This is a genomic window from Clostridium sp. (genome assembly GCF_050717635.1).
In the GTDB taxonomy this organism is placed as follows: Bacteria; Bacillota; Clostridia; order Clostridiales; family Clostridiaceae; genus Clostridium_AD.
Map to the genome: position 1 here is coordinate 100833 of NZ_JBOITO010000020.1, position 20908 is coordinate 121740.

General features: G+C 29.6%; 15 protein-coding genes. 3 read left to right on the forward strand and 12 right to left on the reverse strand.

Going from position 1 to position 20908, the window contains the following annotated elements; all coding sequences use genetic code 11:
• Nucleotides 1-9 precede the first annotated feature (9 nt).
• Both ACREWB_RS10110 and ACREWB_RS10115 read right to left on the reverse strand, forming a co-directional pair.
• Complete coding sequence (locus ACREWB_RS10110; RefSeq protein WP_431547329.1) at nucleotides 10-2940, reverse strand: insulinase family protein; 2931 nt, start codon at nucleotides 2938-2940, stop codon at nucleotides 10-12.
• Between the two features lie 252 nt (nucleotides 2941-3192).
• Nucleotides 3193-8637 (reverse strand): diguanylate cyclase, encoded by a 5445-nt coding sequence (locus ACREWB_RS10115; protein ID WP_431547330.1) that lies wholly within the window; start codon nucleotides 8635-8637, stop codon nucleotides 3193-3195.
• A 237-nt stretch (nucleotides 8638-8874) separates the two neighbouring features.
• Between ACREWB_RS10115 and ACREWB_RS10120 the strand changes: the two genes are divergently transcribed.
• Complete coding sequence (locus ACREWB_RS10120; RefSeq protein ID WP_431547331.1) at nucleotides 8875-9219, forward strand: protease inhibitor I42 family protein; 345 nt, start codon at nucleotides 8875-8877, stop codon at nucleotides 9217-9219.
• Between the two features lie 67 nt (nucleotides 9220-9286).
• Here ACREWB_RS10120 and ACREWB_RS10125 read toward each other — a convergent pair whose 3' ends face one another.
• Complete coding sequence (locus ACREWB_RS10125) at nucleotides 9287-10150, reverse strand: methionyl aminopeptidase (RefSeq protein WP_431547332.1); 864 nt, start codon at nucleotides 10148-10150, stop codon at nucleotides 9287-9289.
• 152 nt (nucleotides 10151-10302) lie between these two features.
• Nucleotides 10303-11628, reverse strand: coding sequence for a CapA family protein (locus ACREWB_RS10130; protein ID WP_431547333.1), 1326 nt, complete (start codon nucleotides 11626-11628; stop codon nucleotides 10303-10305).
• 307 nt (nucleotides 11629-11935) lie between these two features.
• On the opposite strand from ACREWB_RS10130, the gene ACREWB_RS10135 reads away from it, so the two are divergent.
• Nucleotides 11936-13054, forward strand: coding sequence for an HD-GYP domain-containing protein (locus ACREWB_RS10135; RefSeq protein WP_431547334.1), 1119 nt, complete (start codon nucleotides 11936-11938; stop codon nucleotides 13052-13054).
• 84 nt (nucleotides 13055-13138) lie between these two features.
• Here the strand turns inward: ACREWB_RS10135 and ACREWB_RS10140 are convergent, their stop codons facing one another.
• The 7 genes from ACREWB_RS10140 to proC form a co-directional block, all read right to left on the reverse strand.
• Complete coding sequence (locus ACREWB_RS10140) at nucleotides 13139-13396, reverse strand: hypothetical protein (RefSeq protein ID WP_431547335.1); 258 nt, start codon at nucleotides 13394-13396, stop codon at nucleotides 13139-13141.
• 206 nt (nucleotides 13397-13602) lie between these two features.
• On the reverse strand, nucleotides 13603-14298 hold the full coding sequence (locus tag ACREWB_RS10145; RefSeq protein WP_431547336.1) for a response regulator transcription factor: 696 nt from the start codon (nucleotides 14296-14298) through the stop codon (nucleotides 13603-13605).
• Nucleotides 14299-14307: 9 nt separating this feature from the next.
• Entirely contained in the window at nucleotides 14308-15750 is a 1443-nt protein-coding gene (locus tag ACREWB_RS10150) for a sensor histidine kinase (protein WP_431547337.1), read from the reverse strand.
• An 18-nt stretch (nucleotides 15751-15768) separates the two neighbouring features.
• Nucleotides 15769-16521, reverse strand: coding sequence for a DUF2705 family protein (locus tag ACREWB_RS10155; protein WP_431547338.1), 753 nt, complete (start codon nucleotides 16519-16521; stop codon nucleotides 15769-15771).
• Complete coding sequence (locus tag ACREWB_RS10160) at nucleotides 16508-17233, reverse strand: ABC transporter ATP-binding protein (protein WP_431547339.1); 726 nt, start codon at nucleotides 17231-17233, stop codon at nucleotides 16508-16510. The genes ACREWB_RS10155 and ACREWB_RS10160 overlap by 14 nt, the downstream gene beginning before the upstream one ends.
• Before the next feature lie 91 nt (nucleotides 17234-17324).
• Entirely contained in the window at nucleotides 17325-18575 is a 1251-nt protein-coding gene (locus ACREWB_RS10165; RefSeq protein ID WP_431547340.1) for a hypothetical protein, read from the reverse strand.
• A gap of 118 nt (nucleotides 18576-18693) precedes the next feature.
• Nucleotides 18694-19503 carry a pyrroline-5-carboxylate reductase gene (gene proC / locus ACREWB_RS10170; protein WP_431547341.1) on the reverse strand — a complete coding sequence of 270 codons (810 nt, stop codon included), beginning with the start codon at nucleotides 19501-19503 and terminating at the stop codon, nucleotides 18694-18696.
• A gap of 187 nt (nucleotides 19504-19690) precedes the next feature.
• Here proC and ACREWB_RS10175 point away from each other — a divergent pair, with 187 nt between their 5' ends.
• On the forward strand, nucleotides 19691-19837 hold the full coding sequence (locus ACREWB_RS10175) for a small, acid-soluble spore protein, alpha/beta type (RefSeq protein ID WP_431547342.1): 147 nt from the start codon (nucleotides 19691-19693) through the stop codon (nucleotides 19835-19837).
• 110 nt (nucleotides 19838-19947) lie between these two features.
• Here the strand turns inward: ACREWB_RS10175 and ACREWB_RS10180 are convergent, their stop codons facing one another.
• On the reverse strand, nucleotides 19948-20829 hold the full coding sequence (locus ACREWB_RS10180; protein ID WP_431547343.1) for a DegV family protein: 882 nt from the start codon (nucleotides 20827-20829) through the stop codon (nucleotides 19948-19950).
• Between the last annotated feature and the right edge of the window lie 79 nt (nucleotides 20830-20908).

Sequence of the window (20908 nt, forward strand, 5' to 3'; positions counted from 1 at the left end):
TAAGGCACCTTATTTAAATATATTTACCAAACTCGCGAATAATTCTTTATTATCTTTAAGTTTAGTTTCATTTCCAAGTACACAATAATAGTTTTCACCCGTAACATCTTTTAATAGTGTACTAAAAGACACAATATCTTCCTGCGTTGTGCTTAGTACTTCTTCTCTTTCCTTTTGTCTTTGTGCCTGCGTAATACCTCTTATATAATATCCTGTAGCTCTTTCACCCTTCATAGAAGGTGTTAATGGTGAATCAAGCTCACTTATTGTTCCTATAATATATTTAATCATTTCTCTTTCTGAGGCCTTAAATCCTCCTATATAATCATATATTTCGTCATAAGCATTTAGAGTCTCTTTGAGGCCTGGATCGCGATAAGATACAAATACCATATTACCAGTTCTAGTTATGTTAGCAAAGCAACCATAGGCACCACCTTGCACACGCACCCTATTCCATAGATAATCTAGGCTTGCTATAGTTTTGAGTACTAGCATTTTACCGGAATAAGAATAACCCTTCTTAATAAAATTATAACCTTTTGCTACATACTGAACATCGGATGAAGTTAATAAAGCTTCATTATTTTTACTAAGCATAAAATCATACTCTGCATCCGGTAATTTTTCTTTTCCAAGTACCTTCATTATTTTAGGTAACTCTGATGCAAAAGCAGAATATATATCCTCTTCTCCTGTAACACTTATTAAAAGATTATTTACATTGAATATAAGCTTTGATACCTTATTTAAATTTTCAATGATTTCTTCTGCTTTATTATCAAAATCTCTTTCAATCTCATCAATAAATTCATAGAAAGATATCCCTGCAATCTTTTCTATATAAGCTGAAGCTGGCGCAAAGTAAGAAGTAAGTCTCCCTGCTGCTGTACCATGTCCTCTATCAACAATCTTCATTTCTTGTCTTGATTTTAATTGTTGAATTAATTCTTTAAGCCTTTTCTTTTCATCAAATTTAGTACTACTAATTATTTCTGCAACAATATCAAATAGTTTTGGAATACTGGTTGCTAAAGCTTTAGTCTTTACTACTACCTTAGGACTATATTTTTCATAATTTTCATTTTCGCCATATACTTCTGTGGCAAAATGAATTCCACCTGTATGAATATTAATTTCATTAGATAGGTCAGCATAATTTCTATCCTTCGTACTTACCCTTCCTAATATAGTTGATAGTAGCGTTACGTAAGGTAATAGCTCCATATCTACTTTTTTAGCGTCAAATAATATATTTATATAGGCGATTTTATTAGTAAATATATTATGAGATAATACTTTTACACCTTGTTCCTCTCTTTCCTTTAAAGGTAAATGCTCTACTAAGGTTTCAATATCTGAGCGTTCAAGTAGAGGAATAGTTTCAAGGGCTTCATCAGAATCTGGTGTGTTTTGTCTTTCTTTAAGTGCTTTTGTCCCTTTTATTATTTCCTGTATTTCCAGTTCTGATAGACTCTCCTTATACCTTGCTAGTTTTTCTTCTAATTCCTTAGATTTTTTTTCTGCTAGCCCCTTTTTACCATTTAAAATAACTATAGAACTATGAGCATTGTTTAGTATATACTTTTCTATAAGCTTTTCAAAATAATCCGTAGTTAAAGCCGCTTTTATTTTACTTAAATAACCTTCATACTCTAAATGCATAGTAGGGTCTTTATCATAAAGCCAGCTATCCATACTTGTTATATAGTAGTATAATCCTTTTGGGAAACCGCCTAAATCAGCTTCTCGCAGTTTAAATTCCGTTATGTTTATACAAGCTTCTATTAGCTTTTTATCTATTCCTTCTTTAACTATGTTCCTTAACGCTTCAAATACAATTTCCTTGAATCTTTCTTTTTCACTTTCATTAGAATTTTTTACTACTATACTAAACACTGGCTGAAGTATGCTATTATCAAAACTTCCAAATACATCTTTGCCAAGTTCTGCTTCTACGAGTACTTTTTTGAGAGGTGCTGCAGCACTTTCTAGAAGTAAATATTCTAAAATTTCAAAAGCTAAATGTAGCTCTGGATTACTAATATTATCTCCTGATACAAAATTCATACTTAAATAAGTTTTGCCACTCTCGTCATCATCAGATGAAATAGGATAATCCACCACTACTTCTTTCATACTACTAAATGGTTTCTGAAGCATTATAGCTGACTCTACTAAAGTTTCATCAAAATTATTTAGATATTCCTCACTAATAAATCTCAACTGTTTATCAATATCCCCATCTCCATATAGAAATATATAACTATTTGAAGGATGGTAATACTTTTTATGGAAATCTATAAATTCTTCTTGTGATAAATCTGGTATGCATTCTGGGTCTCCACCGGATTCTACGCCGTAAGAAGTGTCCGGAAAAAGAGATTCTTGAATCTTACGCATAAGAGTTCCTTCTGGTGACGAAAAGGCCCCCTTCATTTCATTGTAAACTACACCTTTATAATTTAGTTTGTCTTCCTTATTTTCTAGCTCATAATGCCAGCCCTCTTGCATTAATATTTCTGGCTGAGAATATATGTTAGGATAAAAAACTGCATCTAAATAAACATCCATAAGATTAAAAAAGTCTTTCTCATTTTTACTTGCCAGTGGATATATGGTTTTATCAGAAAAAGTCATAGCATTTAAAAATGTATTTAATGATCCTTTTATGAGCTCTACAAAAGGCTCCTTTGTTGGAAACTTTTTAGAACCACAAAGCACTGAATGCTCTAGTATATGTGGAAGTCCATTGCTACTTTTAGGTGGTGTTCTAAATCCTATAGAAAACACCTTGTTATCATCATCATTTTCTAAATGAAGTAGCCTCGCTCCACTTTTCTCATGCACAAACAATCTTGTCACTGAATTTAACTCTTCTATTTTTTTTTCCTGGATTAACTTGAAACCATGGTATATACTGCCAATAGTAAATTTCATTTTTTCCTCCTCCTACTTTCATATCATTCCTCCTACTTTTGTAGTAGGAACCTGCCACCTGGGCATCACCTAATGTCTAATATATTCATTATACACCACTTTATACCACCCTACCAATAACATGAATGATTTAATATATCTATGTTTCCTCATTTTTATTCTGTCTATGCTACATATAAAAAATAAAATTACTTTTCAATTGTTATTATAAAACTAAAACACTCAGTAGCTAAGCTAATGAGTGTTTTAATTTTATAGTATTGGAACTATTATCTTACCTAGAGTATTTACAAAATTAAAATCCTCAAAGCCAAACTCTTTTATCGTCGTTGATTCTGTTAAATATAATACACCTTTTACTATATCACCCTGAATCAGTGGAATAGCAACAACTGACTGCCAATTGGGGGCGCCTGTTACCCTATCATACTCAGTTATTGTATCCCAATCTATTTTAAAAACTCCTTGTTTATTAAAGATCACAGACTTTATAATGTTCTCGTTATATGCATTGGTGTCTACCCATTCATTTTTAAAATTCACCCTTGAATACTTTTGGATAATATTTTCATCGTCCATAATAAATAACATACCCTTTTGCGCTTCTGTAATTTCAATGATTCTACCAAGCAAACTATATATCTTATCTTCCCTACTTGTATTTACGTTTATAAGCTCAATTAATTCTATCATTGCAAGTACATTTCTATGGTCTTGTATTGCATTCCCAGATATTATCCCAGTAAGTCTATCTGTTCTTTTAGCCTTTTTAGAGAATTCACTGTTCCAAACAGAGTATCTATTTCTTCCCCGTTCTTTTGCCACATACAAAGCCTGATCTACTCTCTCGACTAATTCATCTTGCCACTCGCCATGAATGGGGTATGCAGCAACACCCAAACTTACGGTGACATCCCGTCTATTGTCTAGTATTTTTTCATCTTCTATTTTGTATCGTAGCTTTTCAGCCACAATTTCAGCATCGCAAATATCTGTATCTGGTAGAATAACAATAAATTCTTCTCCGCCGTACCTGCCTACAATGTCTGTATCTCTTAGATTATTCATAACAATAGCGCAAACCTTTTTTAAAGCATAATCTCCTGTCCTATGACCAAACTTATCGTTTACCATTTTAAAGTGGTCTAAGTCATACATAATAAGAGAAAATTTACCTCCCGTTTGACTTGAAAGTTCAACTTGTTCATCTAAGGCCTCTTCTAAGTATTTTCTAGTGAGAGTTCCCGTCAATTTATCAATAGAAGCACTTAATCTAAGTTTGTATTTTTCAATTATTATACCTATAACCTTACTAAGTTCCATACATTTTTTCATACTATCACTATTAAGATTATTTAACACTCTTTGTGATTCAATATATACATATCCAATTACCTGCTTGGTGCCTTGTGTATTTTTTCTTCTTTCATTCTTCATAAATCCATTTTCACTTATATTTCCCATAACAATCGGAATGCAAATAGACGCCTTTAAAGTATTATGAATACTATTTGCATCTCCATTCATGTTTTGTTCTATGGCTGCATCCATTACTAAAACAGGTTTCTCTCTTCCAAACATTTTAGTTAATTCTTCTTGATTTTGTGGCAACTCGGTTTTTCTATCACTAGCTGCAATAACTTTGTACTCTTTATCATTATCCATTATAATAATAGTTCCCCTTGTGGCTAACGTTATATAAGACAAATAATCTATTATAAGTTCTAAGTTTTTTGCATTATCCTCTCCTAAATTTTCTAGCACATCACTTATATCATGAATATCATCACGTAGTGAAGAAGAATATATCTTTTTTATAGCTTTTATAAAATTCTTATTTTTTAGAATATCTTTGTGATTTACTTGCTCTAATAAATATAATAATCCTTTTTCATCGCTAACAGTAACAGGCTTAAATTCTAAGATTTCCGAATCTTTATTACTCTTATAATAATTATTAATAGCTAAAAAACTATTAAAAGGCATCAGCCCATTATTTAATTTGATGTAAGATAATCTATATTTAGCCGGTAATTGAAAAATTATATCTTTTAACATACCACAAGCCTCAAAATAGTAAATTACCGCATACAAATAATCCTTTTTATCAAAATAGTAGTCTCCGATAGAAGTATATATTTTCCAATATATATCAATTCCTTTATATTTTTTTGAATATTCTATGGCTTCTTTTAAAAATTTAATACTCTTCTTTTTTTCAATTAACCCATCAACGTATAATTTTTTAACATACACCCGATTGTCTTTGATATCAATATCTATTTTGCTTATTTCACTGTGAATAATAGAAATATATTCTTTTTTACCGTTTTCATATAAAAAAATTATTATATCATAAAATATATTAAGCCTATTCTCTATAGATGATATTTTGCTAGCTATAGTTATAACGTTTTGGATGTTTTCATCTATGTTTCCCTCATTTTCTCTCAAATGAAGCATTATATACTGATTTAGAGCTTGAGCCTGCCATTTGAAAATACACTCATCATTCTCATATAAATATAAAGACTTTTGTATATAAAATTGAGCCTTTTGCAGATCGCCTAATTTATAGTTAATTTTAGAAGCCAAAAAGTAAAACTCACCTATATCTTTACCCTGATCAGGATAGTTTTCTAGCTCTTTATTACATCGCTCATAATAATTAACAGCATTCGCATAATCACCAAGCTTTAAATAAACACCAGCAAGGGAAATATAACAATAAAAAACTTTAGATTCGTAGTCATACTTTTTACACTTTTCTAGTGCTTCAACAAAATATTGTAGGGATATTTTATACTGCTCTTTTGAAAAGTATGTAGCACCGATATTTATTAGCGCATCTACCTCACTACTACTCATATTGCTTTTTTCACATATATCCTTTATTTTCAGAAAATATTTTATAGCTTCATCATCGTTTTGATAATAATCCCCATATATAACGCCTATATTATTAAGGGACTTTATCAGCACGTTAATATTATTATACTTATTACATACCTCTATGTTTTTTTTAAAAATTGTGTAGGCTTCATCTGCTTTACCACTTCTTAAGTAAACTAGGCCCTTATGGTTGTAAAATATAGGTATTAGCTCTTCGTATTCTCCTATACACAGTTTTATACACTTATTAGATATAGCTTGTACTTTTTCATACTCTTGTCTTATATCATATACAGAAGCTAAAATCCCTTGACATTTAAGTTCTCCTGAAAGATAATCTACCCTCTCTAACATGTTTTGAATTTTGTCAATGTAATGAACAGTCTTATCCATATTATTTCTACTTAAATACACTCCTGCCACTTTAATTAAGCTATCAATTATATAGACGTGAAGTTCTGTGTTTTTTTTATACTTATCTATGGATAGATAGTACTTTATAGCTAAATCAATATGTCCTTCTTGTTCGTGTAAATCCGCAAGATCCATAATAATCTTTATATTCTTAATGGGATCCCATGAATAATCCATAATAGATACTGCTTTAGCTAGATTTTTTATTGCATCACTTCTGTTTTTTAGTACCTTCATCTTTTCTGCATTTTCAATGCAATAATCTATAATCTTCCCCTTCTGATTTGATTTTTCTAAGTGATAAATTAATTCATCAATATATTCTGTCCCCCCTTGTGTATATTGATGTTGAAGTAATTCCGCAGCCAATGTGTGCATAGTTTTTCTATGGTCATCACTGATTTCTTCGTACATAAGATTTTTAAGAAACTTATTGTAAAAATCAAATACAAAGCCTCTATCCTCTATTTTTTTACATAATACACCCGAAGAAACGAGTCCTTCAATATCGTTATCTATGTCTATATAATGATTTTCAATAAATCTTTTAATTATCTCTATAGAAACTGCACTTTTAAATATTGATATTGTTTTCAAAATATTATAATTAGTTTGTTCCATTTCTTTAATCTGGCTTAATAGTACTTCATGCATATCTGAGGGCATTATAAAATTAGAATGCTCTCCTTCCTTGGTCCAATATCCTTTCTCTTCATTTACATATATATATTTTTTGTTGAAAAAACTCTTTATAATTTCTTCAACAAATAATGGATTTCCCTTACTCTTTTCATAAATACTATCAGCTAATTTATAAGGTATATTAGGCATACTTAGAATGTTTTGAATCATTTTACCTACTTGTTTTTCGCCTAGCTCTTTTAAAAAAATATTGTTTACACCACTACTCCCAGATATATTTTTCGTAAATTCTGTAAACTTGTTATTTTGGATACATTCTCCATCACAGTAAGACATTATAACCATAATGTTTTTATTGGGTAGTTTTTTTCTTATAAGATATTCTATAAGTTCTATAGTAAAATCATCTGCCAAATGAAAATTATCGATAATTAACACTATAGGGATGTTATTTATACATTCTTCTATAAAACCTGTGGTTCTATTTATAAGCCTAAACTTTTCTTTGTCCCCACTTAAAGGTTCAGAAGGTATAATATTTTTTTCCCCTCGCAGTTCAGGTATGAATTTCACTAGTTCTGACTCATACCTTTCTAACACTTCTATTTCACATTCAGAAATAAATTGTTTTAATATATCTACAAGAGCCTTATTACTGTTTTTAGTGGAAGCATTCAGTATAAAACTTTTATACACATTTACCTTATTAAGGGAAAGTCTATATTTTAATGCTTTAAGAAATCGTGTTTTTCCAATACCTGATTCCCCATGAATTAAAATAGTAGAATTATAATTGTTTTTATTTTTAATAGATTCATAGATGTTGATAACTTTATCAATTTCTTCATCTCTACCTATCATTTTCAAATTAAAATTTAATTTTTCTGTTTCTGCTTTTCTATTAGTTAAATAATTTTTATGAAAAAAAATATTTATATCAATTATCAGTTCAGTAATAGTTTCATATCTTTTTGAAACATCAGTACAAATCATTTTTTTAATAATCTTTTTAATATTCACATTAAAATCTTCATCACTCTTAAATAATTCTTGAAATTCGAATTCATTAATGGGATTAATTTCTTCATAAATAAAAAAATTATTATTTTTACTTTTAATATATATGATAACTAACAATATTCCTAGTGAATATATGTCACTAATATTACTAGTTTTTTTTCCTTCTAATAATTCTGGTGCTTTAAAATAATCCTCGTCATCTTCATCGTTCCAAAGACTATGTTTTTGTAGTTCAACCGTTGCAATGTCTTTAAATTTAATTTTATATTTTTTACTGGATAAGTTATTTTCAATTAAAATATTAGATAAATTTATATCACCATATGTAAAACCTTTTAAATGCAGATAATTTATACTTTGACAAATTTCTATAAATAAATTTAATAATTCTTCACTTTCCATATCACATACAATATCTAAAATACTAGAATTGTTTTCAATATACTCAGTTGTATAAAAATAAACTTTTTCATCTAACTTTTTATTATCTAAAAGATTAACTAAATCAAAATCATATACCGATATTATATTTTTGCATTCTAAATTAGTTAAACTTATAAATTCTTTGGTATATAATTCTATTAGTTCCTTTTCTATATATTCTAAATTAAGAATATTTAATTGTATAGTATCATAATTTTTTATTATGTCATTTACTACATAACTGGAAACTACCCTGTTTTGTTTTAAACATTTTACTATTCTATATCTATTGTTTATAATTTCCATTATAATCACTTCCTCAATTTCAATTAAATATATACCATTTTATTTAAATATTACACTTATGTATCATTATAACAAATTTTATTTGATTTTGTCTTGTTTTCTTATGAAAGGTCAAATATAACTACTAAAACAACATTTATAATAATGTTGTTACATGGATAAAATAAATTATTTTACAAAGACTAGTAATAGACATAATTTTTTTCAATACTCAGTTGCTTTAAGGAGAGTGATTACTTGGATATAGAATATGATGATTTTAAATTAAATGCTATTGTTTTGAGCCATGAACTTATAAACATTATCCATTTAAATGATAATATAATTATAGAACTTACAGAATCTCCTTCTACAGGCTATTGCTGGTTTTATACAGTATCTGATCTTTCTATTATTTCCTTAGAAGAGAAAAAAATATATGATTTTAACAAACCAAATATAATAGGAGGAACGATTCAAATTATTTGGAAATTCAAGTGCATAACTACTGGCCAATGTAAAATACACTTTTCTTATTATAAAAGTTGGAAAAAAGATTTTTTCCCCTTAGATGAATATATATATATAATTAAAGTGGAATAGTAAGTATAGAATGAAAATTTAAAAATACCCCCTATTTATGGGAGTATTTTTAATAGATTATACAATTTTAAGTTAGTATCTCATACCCTGTTTCAGTAATCAGTATGGTATGTTCCCACTGAGAAGACAATGAACCATCCACTGTAACTGCTGTCCAGTCATCTTCAAGCACATCTGATTCCGGACTGCCCATATTAATCATAGGCTCAATTGTAAATGTCATATTAGGAAGTAGTATCATACCCTCTCCCTTTTTACCTATATGAGGCACAAAAGGTTCTTCATGAAACTCCACTCCAACACCATGCCCACCGTAGTCATATACCACGGAATACCCATGACTTTCTGCATGCTCCTGAATAACACATGCTATATCCCCAAGGGTGTTATATGGTTTTACTTGTTCTATGCCAAGATCTAGACATTCCTTTGAAACACGTACTAAATCTGATACTTCTTTAGAAACTTTCCCAATCATAAACATTCTGCTGGCATCACCGTAATAGCCCTCTAATATACATGTCACATCTACATTGATTATATCGCCATCCACTAGTATTGTGTCATCAGGTATACCATGGCATATTACATCATTTATCGATGTACATACGCTCTTTGGAAACCCCGAATAACCAAGCGGTGCAGGATATGCATTATGTGCAATAGTATATTCATGTACCCACGTATTTATATCATTTGTGGTTATTCCTGCTTTAATTTTTTCAGAAACCATATCAAGTATCTCATGTGTTAATTTACTGCTTTTTCTAATACCATCTATTTGCTCCTCTGTTTTCATAATGTCTCTAGGTATCTTATATCCTACTTTTTTCTCTATATTACTTATAAACGTATCCTGTTCCATGTGACATTTTTTGTATTTCTTACCACTACCACACCAACAAATATCATTTCGTTCTAATTTGTTCATTATATTTTCCTCCCAATTGAAATTATTCAAAACATCAATTTCATTGATGATTCACCCTTCATTATAGTTTATAATTTCAATTATTCAAACTTATATCCATTTTTTTTATAAATCACTTTAAAATAATCATATAGCATCTTAGTTGTACTAATTTAATTCATAACTTCCTGCACCTTATGCTCTAATATTTCGCTATTCTCGCCTATTAAAATCTGAGTGTTTTTAGATGAATTTGAAGCTCTCCATACTTCTATATCATCGTTAAGATTATATTTCCCTTTACTTGCCAGTGCATCACCCAGTGGTAGAATTTCAAATACCAATTCACTATTATTCCTGTATTTATTCACCCAAGTCGGAATATAAGATACTGCACTTATTATAATTTCATCTGATGACACTCTTTTCACAATATCTATATTTACTATTATACCATCCTCAGTATATCTATTATCAGTATATTCATATCTCTGATTTGATATAAAATTACCCATAGAATAAACCACAAGAGACCTTTTCCCTGTTTTTTCTGAGGTTATAAATTCAATAGGTTGAATTACATGTGGATGACTTCCTAAAATAACATCTACTCCAAAATCACATAATTTATTTGCAATACTAATCTGATGAACATTAGGCTTTCTTTCATATTCATTTCCCCAATGAATAATAAAAATTATTGCCTCTGCACCTTGTTTTTTCATTTCATATATTTGAACTTTGATTTTATTTAAATCCTCCTCAATATGCTCATAACTAAAAGTATTTATTAGATTTGTAACCTCACCAGGTATTTTTATTGCATTCAGCGTTTTGTCATTTCCACTCCTTGGTGTTTCATAACTATAGCTTATAACTCCTATCTTTATCCCTTTTACATCCTGTATTATGTATGGCTTCTCATTTAAATTTTCTCTTGTTCCTATAGCTTTAAGGTTTCTCTTTTGAATCTCAGCTAAAGTACTAAAAACCCCCTCACTGCCCCTATCAATAGTATGATTATTAGCTGTAGATAAAATATCAAAGCCACAAACTTTTATAGCATCTACTAAACTACTAGGTGAGTTAAAGAGTGGATATCCTGTATATTTTTTATCTTCGCCAGCTAAGGTAGTTTCTAAATTTGCAAGAGCAATATCTGCTGATTCTATATGTGATTTCACATATTTAAAATTATTGTAAAAACTGTACTTTCCTATTGCCTTATTGTACTGAGCTTTTAGCTGTTCTTCATGAACTATTATATCACCAACCGCTACAATACTAACTTCAATATCGCTAGCGTCTTTAACATCTTTAATCTCTTTAGTAACTTCTATTTTTTTACTATCCTGAGTAATATTTTTAACCTCTTGTATTTTAACCTCTACCTTTTTATTACTAGTATAATTGTCATCCTGGATATTAATAATTATTGTACTGATAATGGTAGCTATAAAAATACATATCACTACCCATATTTTAATTGACTTTTTCATACAATATCACCACTTTACATATTAATTAGATAAATTTAATACACATATTATACCATTTTTTATAACATATGTGTTATTATACCAATTAAACCTCCACCTTTATTCCCCTAATATTGTATTTTTTATTATTAAATGCGCCATATAATTATATACAAAATTAAATATTATGTTGCATTAATGTTATTTTTGATTAATAGTTGAAATTCTATCCATAATAGTATAAAGTATATTTATATATTTATTAAATTTTGTTTATATATGGTTATTTTATATGCCAGTTTTTTTAAACTTTAAGGATGGTGTGCTTATGAGGTTTGTACCATTAGAATTTGCAAAACCAGGAAATTGTTTGGCTAAAACTATTTTTGATAATAACGGAAGAATTCTTTTAAGAGAAGGTGTTATTTTAACCGAAATTTTTTTGATACGTATTAAACGTTTACAAATTTACTCTTTATATATTAATGATGAATACAGTGACACTGTAATAGAGGATGTAATAAAACCCGAGTTACGACAAACTGCTATCAAAGCTATAAAAGATGCCTTTTATAGCTTTGAAAAATACAGTTTATATTCTGATAATACAAATTTTAATAATAAAAAGTTTGCATTAGAGAAGCATGTATATTTTGAATCTATAGGAGGTATTGCTAAAAATATAATTGATGAAATCCTAAGCAAAAAAAATGTAATGATTAATCTAGTAGATATTAAAAGTATGGATAATTATACCTACCAGCATAGTGTAAATGTGGCTATAATATCTCTAGTCCTTGGTGTACAATTGCAACTAAATCAAAATGATCTTTACACATTATGCATGGGTGCTCTTATACATGACATAGGTAAAACTCTTATCCCCAAAAATATACTGTTAAAGCCTGGCCCCTTAAATGATGAAGAGCTTAAAACTATAAAAACACATACTACAAAAGGCTATGATTATTTAAAAGGTTGTCTAGATATATCTGCTCCCAGTAGAATTGTAGCTCTTCAGCATCATGAGCGATATGATGGAAAAGGCTATCCAGATAGTATGAAAGATAAATCTATAAGTAGATTTGCTAGAATGGTTGCTATTGCAGATGTTTATGATGCACTTACTTCGGACAGGCCCTATAGAAAAGCTATGAGTCCTAATGATGCTGTTGAATATATACTTTCCCATGGTGACACTCAATTTGATTATGAAATGGTTAAGGCATTTTCTAAGGCGATAGTTCCTTACACTCCTGGAACTATCGTAAAACTTAGTACTGGTGATATTTGTGTGGTAACAGATGTATTCCCTAACTTTGCTTTAAGACCGCAAGTAAAAGTTATAAAAAAAGGACCCAATGCTAATGCACAAGCAGTGGGCACAATTATTTCACTTGTAGAGCAACTTGGTATCGTAATCAAAAATATAGAATTTGCTATTTAACGTCATAAAAGGATATTCTGAAATTCCAGAATATCCTTTTATGATAAAAAAGCTGATGCATCTTAACTTATTACCTATTATGTATTAAATAACCACTTTTAGAGTACCATATCTATTAGCCCCTGCATTAGCTACAAGATTATTATTAGCTATCTGCGCCGCTTCTTCTATGTTTTTAGCTTTAAACATTATAGTTCCACCATTTCTATTGTACCTTCCTCCACAAATTAAATACTTAGAAGGATGACTAGTCTTTTCAGTACTTGCAGTATAAATTATTTGTAAACTATCATTACCCTCTTGTGAATAATTAATCTTAACCAATAAATCCTTATTTTCCATTTGTTTACCCCCAATAATCCACTAAAGTGGTCGTTTAAAATCAAAACCTATCTGTTAATTCAAACTACTATAAAATATTATAACTATATATTTAAAATACTTTTCAGGTATTTTTATTGTTAATACTATAGTCATATTATAGCGAACATTTGTTCGTAAGTCAATAGATTTTAAGGTCTTTAAAAAAATAAAGACTTAGGGTATTTTTATACCCTAAGCCTGTAGCCACTTCCCCAAACAGTTTCAATATATTGAGGTTCAGATGTAGATGCTTCAATTTTTTCTCTAACTCTTGCTATATGCACTGTAACAGTTGCAGTATCTGAAAGTGCATCAAATCCCCAAATTTTTTCAAATAATTCATCTTTGCTAAATACCCTATTAGGATTCTCAGCTAGATACAATAATATCTCAAATTCCTTTTGAGTTAAATTTACTTCAGCACTATTTATAAATACCTGCCTCCATTCTTTCTTTATTTCTAGCCCTCTTATTATAATTGTGTTACTTTTAATTGGAGTTATAAATTTATTTTTTATCCTTTCATAATTTCTTATATGTGATTTTACTCTAGCCACAAGCTCACTAGGATTAAAAGGCTTTGTAATATAGTCATCTGCACCAAGGCTGAGCCCTTTTATTTTATCTATATCTTCTTTTTTTGCTGATACTAATAATACTGGAATGTCCTTATCATCTTGCAAACTACGCAAAATAGTATATCCATCTATTTTGGGGAGCATAACATCAAGAATCAATAAGTCAAAACCTTTTGTCTTTAATGCATTTAACCCATCAACTCCATTACTACATATTTTAACTTCAAAGCCTTCAAGCTCTAAATAATCTTTTTCAAGTTCTGCGATACTTAAATCATCTTCAACAATTAAAATCTTTTTCATAATATCCCTCTATTCTTCTGATATTTTTCCAAACGATATCAAAATGCTTGTGCCCTTATCTTCATGACCTACTGCCCATATTTTCCCCTTATGTCCCTCTACAATTTGTTTTGCAATAGCAAGTCCAAGTCCACTACCATTTGCTTCGCTTCTTGCAGAGTCTGCTCTGTAGAACCTATCAAAGATTTTATTTACATCATTTTCTTCAATACCACAACCATTATCTCTTATCTCAATAATAATACTAGAATTGGTTTCTCTAAGCATTATTATAATTTCGCCTAGCTTTTTATCCATATATTTACGAGAGTTATCAATGATATTCAGTATAACCCTCATGAATCTTTCTCTGTCAATTTTAACGTACTTTGATGTTTTTAAGTCATTTTTAAGACAAATTTTTATATTGGATTTCTCAAGTTCTAGTTGACTTTCAATAATACAATAATGAAAATAATCTATAATGTCAGTTCTTTCAAAATTAAAAGGCAGCTGACTCAAATCTAATTTGGAGTATAAGAGCAAATCATTAATCATAACATCCATTTGTTCTGTTTTTGAATAAACAGTTTTTAGGTACCTTTCTTGCTTTTCAGGAGTATTTGCCACTCCATCTAAAATACCTTTAACATAACCTTTTATCGAAGTTATAGGTGTTTTTAAGTCATGTGATATACTTGAAACTAGCATTGTCCTATTATCATCATACTTTTTTTTCATATGAATAGAATCCTTAAGTTGTACTCTCATCTTTTCAAAATCAGCACATAAGTCCACAATTTCTTGGTCACCTACTTCGATTATTTCCAAATTCAAATCACCACTGCTAATAGCTCCTACTGCATTTTTTAGTAGTGATAATGGCTTTATTATTCTTTTTGAAAGCATATATGACATAAATATGTTAACCACTATAAACGTAAAAATAAATACTGCAAGTATAAAAACAATAAGTGCTTCAAGAACACCTGAATACTCAAAAGTTGGTGCCAATAATATTGCGTTACCCAAAGCTTCATCTTTAAATTTAATTTGAGCTACTTCCACCATGTAATCTATATTATCAATTTTCACTGACTTTTTTCTAGATTTAGAATTCCCTTCTATTAAACATTTTTCTATATCAATGTTATTTACCTCCTTAGAAGTATATATAACATTATTATTTTTGAGAATTATAAGATCTCCATTTATATTTAATAACCTTTTATACAAATCTTGTTGAATTTTTTCGTCTTCTAAATCACCAATGTTTTGTTTCCATATAGAATTTCTAGTATCAGATAATTCCGTTTTTATGAATATAGATGTTTTAAAATCACCATAACTTATATCCTTATTTAAAATTCTTGAGCAAACAAAAATAAATACAAACGCCGCTAAAGCTGTAACAACAAAAGGAATTACTATAGTTATAGTATTGGATAGAATTAACCGTTTCTTTATATTCATTTTTCACCTCAAAGTGGATTAGAATTCTTTTTTATCAAATAAATAATATGCTGCTGTAAAAAATATTATAGCATAACTAATCATCATCATAAACTTAAGAAATATTTGAAACCCAGGAATAGTTTCCATAATAAATAATGTATACCAGTTCATCATAGATGTAATAAACAAGCCAGAATATCTATAAAAAACAATTGCAAGTCCTTTAAACGCAATAAAAACAAAGATAGATAGAAAAAATACGCCTATCCCACTTCTAATTATATTTGTAAAAAACGCAATGATTATTGATAAAATCACCATAGGCATCAGTGTTACAATATACGAAATTACAACTCTTATAAAACTTTGCACGGTAAAAGAGTTTGAATTAAATAGCATCCCAGCTAGCATTGAAAAAATCATTACGAACATAAGATTAGTAAATATAAATAACATAATTGCAGTTAACTTCGATGCATAAAATTTTAGTCTTGTAATAGGCCTTGTAAGTGCAATCTTCATAGTGTTTTGTGAAAATTCTCCAGAGAAACTTTCTATAGTAACAAGCGCAGTAAATAAGGGCAAAATGGTATTCACCACCACAGAAAGTACAAGTATTGGGAACTCCATGCTAGAAACTCCACGTACCCCAAAACCGTTTCTTAGCACTATCATTGATAATTGCCCTAGTATTATAAAAATAAGCGATATAATCCCTGCCACTAAGACTTTTTTTCTTTTGTATAACTTTTCAATTTCATTTATTAAAGAAGCTTTAAATTCTACCATTTCTTTCTACCTCACTAACAAAATAATTTTCTAATGTTGCATAATTATTTAATATATTTTTCATGGTATCTACATTGAGCATCCTTCCATTGTATAATACACCAATATTGGTACAAGTTAGTTCTACATCGTGGATAAGATGGCTTGATATAAAAAATGTAGCATTTTCTTTCTCTACTATATTTTTTATTATATTTCTCATAGAAATCATTCCTTCAACATCAAGTCCATTTAAGGGCTCGTCTAGGATTATTACCTGAGGCCTAGATAAAATCGCAGCTGCGATTCCCAATCTTTGTTTCATTCCAAGAGAAAACTTTCTTGGTTTCTCATCTTTGTATTTTAACAATCCTGTCATTTCTAAAACTTCATGTATCCTCTGTGCGTCAACGTTTTTATAATATCTTGAAACTTGTTTTAGATTTTCATAGGCGGTTAAATAAAGATAAGACTCCGAAGTTTCTATAATACACCCTACATTTTTCATTACCTCTTCATATTCCTCAAGTATACTATGGCCTAAAATTTTAACATCTCCACTGTCTGGCTTTATGAGCCCAGTCATAATTTTCATAGCAGTGGTCTTACCTGCACCATTAGGTCCTAAAAACCCAAAGATATCGCCTTTATGTATATCTATATTAATATCCATTATGCCTCTTCCGTTTTTATATACCTTGGAAAGGTTTTTAATTTCAATAGCTTTCTCCATTTACATGCCTCCAATTTACATTAAAATAAATAACAAGTCATTGTGGTAATGGATTTGACTTGCTACTTATTTTAGTATGCTTTATTTATTATTATTTGAATACCTTACTATAGTCGTCATCATGCATCATGTTTCCACTTATGTTTTCACCTGTGTAAAAGTATATTTTTGCTGAACCTATATTTATATTTAGATTCCCTTGCATACTGTTTTTTGAAGAGCCATCAACTTTAAAATTTGCACTAAATTGATCTTTTTCAAACTTTGCATCAAACTTGAAGTCTTTTTTATTTGTTGCATACTCTTCATATCCCTTTAAATATACCTCATAATGCCTTCCGCTAATACCCTTATCGTCTATTGCAGTAACATCTACAAATTTCTCACCTATTTTTACAAATTCGCCTTCCTGCTCTATTAATATATCTGTTTTAAATTTTCCTAAATATTTTTCTGGGTTAGATAATTTACTATAATCTTTCTCTACACTTTTCTCTACTTTCTTAGAAGAAAGATCAGGTCTACTTACCTTAGTTGAGTTAACATTACTTATTTTAATTAACATCTCAAATGTTAATTTATGCTCTGTGCCCTTTTCATCTTTACCAGAAATAACACCACTAGCAAGCACACTTTGAATGAACCCATCTTTATTGGTTGTCATATTTCCTTTAACTTCACTAACAAATACATCTTTTGTTATTTTAGGTATGTTACTCTCATTATTAGGATTATTATAACTATTACCAAATTGGCTCTTAGCAGAATAAGACACCACTGCATCAATGACAGCTGGTATTTGCGATTCACTCAAAGAACCAGATAGTGTTTTAGTTCCATCTATATTTTCAGTAACTACAACAGCGTCTTTTAAATTCCCCACAAGAGCATCTGCAATTTTTTCTATGTCTGAAGCTCCTTCTTCTTTAAAAGGGTTACTGAAAGCATTATTCTCATGAGGGCTCGTATATTCAGTTTCATAATAAACATTTTCTTCATTGTTTTTATATAATGAACCCTTTTTATCTGAGTAGTTATAACTTTCTGTCTTAGTTTTACCATGTAGTCCTTCTGACACAGATTCCTGAGCTCCATTTTTTACATCTGACTTACTAAGAGAATTTTCCGAATAAATAACAGTAGCATTATCCTTTAAAATCATTGACATATCAATAGTATAACTGGAAAGTTTAGTGGCACAATCTTCCGCTGTATATTTCACAGAATCTTTAAGCTGATCATATCCACTTTTTGTAGCTACCTGGGCAATAGCTGTAGTTGTAAACATTACAGTTCCTAAAACAAAACTTATTCCCATCATTGTTTTTTTCTTTAATTTCACTTTATAGCATCTCCTTTTGTTTTAAATTAATTTATCAACATGAAAATCTTTAATAACTTCATTTTAAAGTACATGTCTCTACTTTCTATAAACTAATTCTAAACAAAGTATAAACTTTTTATTTTTCACTCATTTCAATCGCCTTTTCTGTACAACTCTCCATAGCTGAAATTACTGTGCCCCTAAAATTATTCTTTTCTAAAGTATATACTGCCTCTATTGTGGTCCCCCCTGGTGAGCATACATTGTCTTTAAGTTTCCCTGGGTGTTCTCCAGTCTCAAGCACCATCTTAGCTGCTCCTAGCACCGCTTGTGCTGCCATTTTATATGCCTTGTCTCTTGGCATACCTTTAAGCACTGCACCATCACCCAAGGCTTCAATAAACATATAAACATAAGCTGGAGATGATCCACTTACTGCTGGAACAACGTCCATAAGCTTTTCCTCTAATATCTCTGCCTCACCAAAGCTCTCAAAAATATTTATTACTTCTTTCAATTCTTCTTTAGTTACATTTCTATTAGCACAGATTGCACTCATTCCTGCTCCTACCAGTGCTGGAGTATTTGGCATAGTCCTTATAACCTTTGCCGAACCAGAAAAGGCACTGCCCATCACCTCTAAAGTTATTCCTGCAGCTATAGTTACAATAATTGCATCGCTGCTTAAATATAATTTTATTTCATCAATAACCTCAAGATATTTATAAGGCTTAACAGCTAATATTACTATATCAGAAAACTTCGCAACTTCCTTATTGTCATTAGTTACTATAATATTATATTGTTCTTTTACTTTATTTAAATTCTTATTTGATGGATTACTTGCTATTACACTTTCACTAGAAACTAATTTTGATTTTACTATTCCACCTATCATAGCTTGTGCCATATTACCACAGCCTATAAATCCTATTTTTTTATTCATAATTTATTTCCTCCTGTGTAAATAATTTTATTTTTATTAATTATATCACTAAAATTTCTATTTCAATAACCTTACCCGGAATACAATTCATAAAATTGGTTATAGTAAATATTGAGATGTTTATTATTTGTGATAAAAACGTTTAATAATCATTTTTAATTCATAATAATACAAGGAGGGGTAAACAATGTCACATAAGGACAACAAGAACAGTAAAGATAATAAGAAAGCTGGTCAAAAAACAAAAAAAGAGTTATCTAATATGAAAATGGAAACTGCCAATGAAATAGGCGTTTCTAAGGAATCTAAGAAATTAGGAAAAGAAACAGAATAGTTTTAAGGGAGATGTACTAAAACATCTCCCTTTTAATTTATAGATATGAGTTTGATATTACTCTATGATTATAAATATAATTGCGATTTTGCACCCTTATTTCTTAGATATTATCTTTCCTCAGCCATAAAATATAAGCCTAATATTTCTGGACCTGTATGGGACCCTATTGCTGTACCCACATAACTTAAAATCACGTCTTTAACATTCCCATGCTCTCTAACCAAAGCCTCAAGAGTTAATGCATCTTCCATACAATCCCCATGACCTATAGCTATAACTTGCTGTTTATTTGGGTCTGTTCTTTCCACGAATTTTTCAACTAAGGTATTTATTGCCTTTTTTCTTCCTCGGCATTTAGAAGAAGCCGTAAGTCTTCCCTCATTATCCATATACAAAACGGGTTTTATACTTAACAGTGTACCAACGGTCGCAGCTGAACTTGATATTCTCCCACCTCTTTTTAGATGGTTTAAATCATTAACTGTAAACCAATGGTTAATCTTAAGCTTATTTTCTTCAACAAAAGTGACTATTTCTTCTTTAGATTTTCCGTCTTTTAACATTTCATAAGCATAATAAACTAAAAGTCCTTGTCCAAGGCTTGCGCATTTACTATCAACTATACTTATATCTGCCTTTGGGAATTCTTCAAGTATAGTTTCTCTTCCTATATTTGCACTATTTATGGTCCCTGATAATGCAGATGACATAGCAATATATATAATTGATTTTTGTTCCCTTACATACTTTCTAAAAACTTCCACATAGTTTTCACTATTTATCTGTGAGGTAGTAGGCATTTCTCCTTGCCTTAAAGCATCATAAAAATCCTTACGAATAAAATTCTTCCCGAAGTCATCCTGGATTGCTTCACCTTTAAAATTACATATTAACCCTATGGGTACTATATTTTCTTGTTCAATATACTCTAAAGGTAAATCGCATCCTGAATCTATTACTAAAATTGTATCACTAAGTGTTTTAGCCATAACTCAATTCCCCTTTGCAATTCTTATAAATATTATATTCTACTACTCTATTATGTATGATTTATACAAACACTTCAAT